The sequence below is a fragment of the Corynebacterium sp. HMSC068H04 genome (assembly GCF_001811255.1).
GTDB lineage: Bacteria > Actinomycetota > Actinomycetes > Mycobacteriales > Mycobacteriaceae > Corynebacterium > Corynebacterium hesseae.
On sequence record NZ_KV804014.1, the window covers coordinates 1 to 2227 of the forward strand.

General features: G+C 52.8%; 1 protein-coding gene and 1 pseudogene. Both read left to right on the forward strand.

Translation table 11 applies throughout. The annotated features are described in order from the left end of the window. Nucleotides 1-57: 57 nt before the first annotated feature. A protein-coding gene (locus HMPREF2792_RS09215) for an IS3 family transposase (RefSeq protein WP_118781219.1) occupies nt 58-1283 on the forward strand; the annotation gives its coding sequence in 2 pieces (ribosomal slippage) (nt 58-337 and nt 337-1283; 1227 coding nt in all). Between the two features lie 17 nt (nt 1284-1300). Beyond that, nucleotides 1301-2227 (forward strand): annotated as a pseudogene (locus HMPREF2792_RS09220) (IS3 family transposase); the annotation flags it as partial.

A 2227-nucleotide genomic window follows, 5' to 3' on the forward strand; every position in this document is an offset into this window, starting at 1 on the left:
CTCCATGTCCAAAAACCCTATGGACATAACATACCTCAGCTAAGGAAGGATTGAACTATGCCTAGAAAGTATTCCGTTGAGTTCAAGGAGAAGGCGGTCCATCAGATCATCGAAATGGTCCGCTTGGAGTCCTGCTCACTGCAACGTGCCTACACGGAGGTCGGTGAGCTGCTTGGAGTATCTCACCATACGTTGCGGGCTTGGTATCGTGACAGCGCTTCAGCACGTGATGACTCTGACGCGTCTGGCGGCGAAACAATGGAAGAAGAGCTCAAGCGTTTGCGCCGCGAAAACCGTGAGCTGAAGCGAGCAAACGGGATTCTTAAGACTGCTTCGGCTTTTTTCGCAGCGGAACTCGACCGACCCACGACCAAATGATCTCTTACATCGACGCGTATAAGGATCAGTTTGGGGTCGAGGCCATCTGCCGAGTCCTTAAACAAGCAGATCGTGGATTCATTACTTCACGCGGCTACCGCAAAGCCACCACACGCGTTCCCAGTGCAAGGACCTTAAGCGATAGCCTTCTCATCCCAGAGATACAACGTGTGCATGCGCAGAATTTCTCGGTCTACGGCATCCGCAAAATGTGGCACGCGATGAACCGTGAAGGTTTTCATATTGGTCGCGATAAGACTGCACGTCTGATGAAGCTAGCTGGTGTTTCTGGCCGCAGACGTGGACGAACCCCCGTGACAACGACTAGCCCGAAGGCACCGGATCATCGCCCAGACCTAGTGCAGCGAGACTTTCGTGCACAAGCACCAGGAAGGTTGTGGGTTGCCGACATTACCTACGTTCGCACCCTGTCAGGATTCGCCTACACCGCGTTTGTCGTGGATGTCTTCAGCCGAAAGATTGTTGGTGTTGCTACACGCTCGACGATGCGTACTGATGCGCTGCCCATGGAGGCTTTGGAGCATGCGTTAACGACTGCAGGGCGAATCCATGGAAATCAACTGATTCATCATAGCGATCGGGGCAGCCAGTACGTGTCACTGAAGTATTCCACCGCGCTAGCTGAGTCAGGAATCCGCCCGAGTGTGGGAACAATCGGCGATTCTTACGACAATGCACTAGCCGAAACAGTCAACGGTCTCTACAAGGCGGAACTGATTCATGCCCAGGGCCCGTGGACGTCGGTCGGAGAAGTCGAACTGGCCACCTTGCGGTGGGTGCATTGGTGGAACACTAAGCGGCTTCACGAAGCATTGGACTACGCCACCCCACAGGAAGTAGAAACCGAGTACTATCTCACCCAGCCCATCAACACAGGGCCGTAAAAGAAGCGGAACTAAACCCAGGACGCTTCACAACGACTGATTCTGAACGAATCCGCCAGCTAGAAAAAGAAGTCTCTAAGCTTCGTGAAGAACGCGATATCCTGCGTAAGGCCGCGAAATATTTTGCCGAAGAGACACGCTGGTAATCCGCTTCCAGTTTGTCTATGACCACCGAACCGAATACTCGGTCAAGCGGATGTGCCACGTGTTAAAGCTCAATCGCTCCTCGTTTTATAAATGGGTCAATACCCGCGAAAAACGCAGGTTAAAGATGTGTTCGGATGCTCTTATTGGTGCACGAATCAAGACTATCTTCGATGATGAGCACGGGCTTTATGGTGCTAAACGCATCGCTGCAAGCCTTAAAGCCGATACGGACTTTCCTCCGATCAATCACAAGAAGGTCGCACGCATTATGAAATCCATGGGGCTGAAAGGCTTTACTAAGCAACGTCGATGTGTCACTACCAGGCGTAAGCCTGGACGTCGAGTCATGCCAGACTTAGTAGGCCGCAAAATCACCGCTGATAAGCCGAACCAGGTGTATGTAGGCGATATCACCTACCTGCCGTGTAAGGGCGGCAAGAACATGTACCTTGCCACAGTCATCGACGTCTACTCGCGCAAGCTCGTTGGCCATGCGCTCGCCGATCACATGCGGGTATCGCTGGTTATCGAAGCTTTGTCCCATGCCAGCAAGGTTCGCGGAAGCCTTAAAGGGGGAATTTTCCATTCTGATCATGGCAGTGTGTACACCTCACAGGCTTTTAGGGACCACTGCGCCCAGCTTGGTGTGCGCCAATCCATGGGCGCGGTGGGTACAAGTGCTGATAATGCCCTGGCAGAGTCCTTTAATGCCGCCTTAAGGCGTGAAGTGCTACGTGATCGAAAAGTCTTTGACAATCCCATCATCTGCCGCCAAGAAGTCTTCCGATGGTGCATGC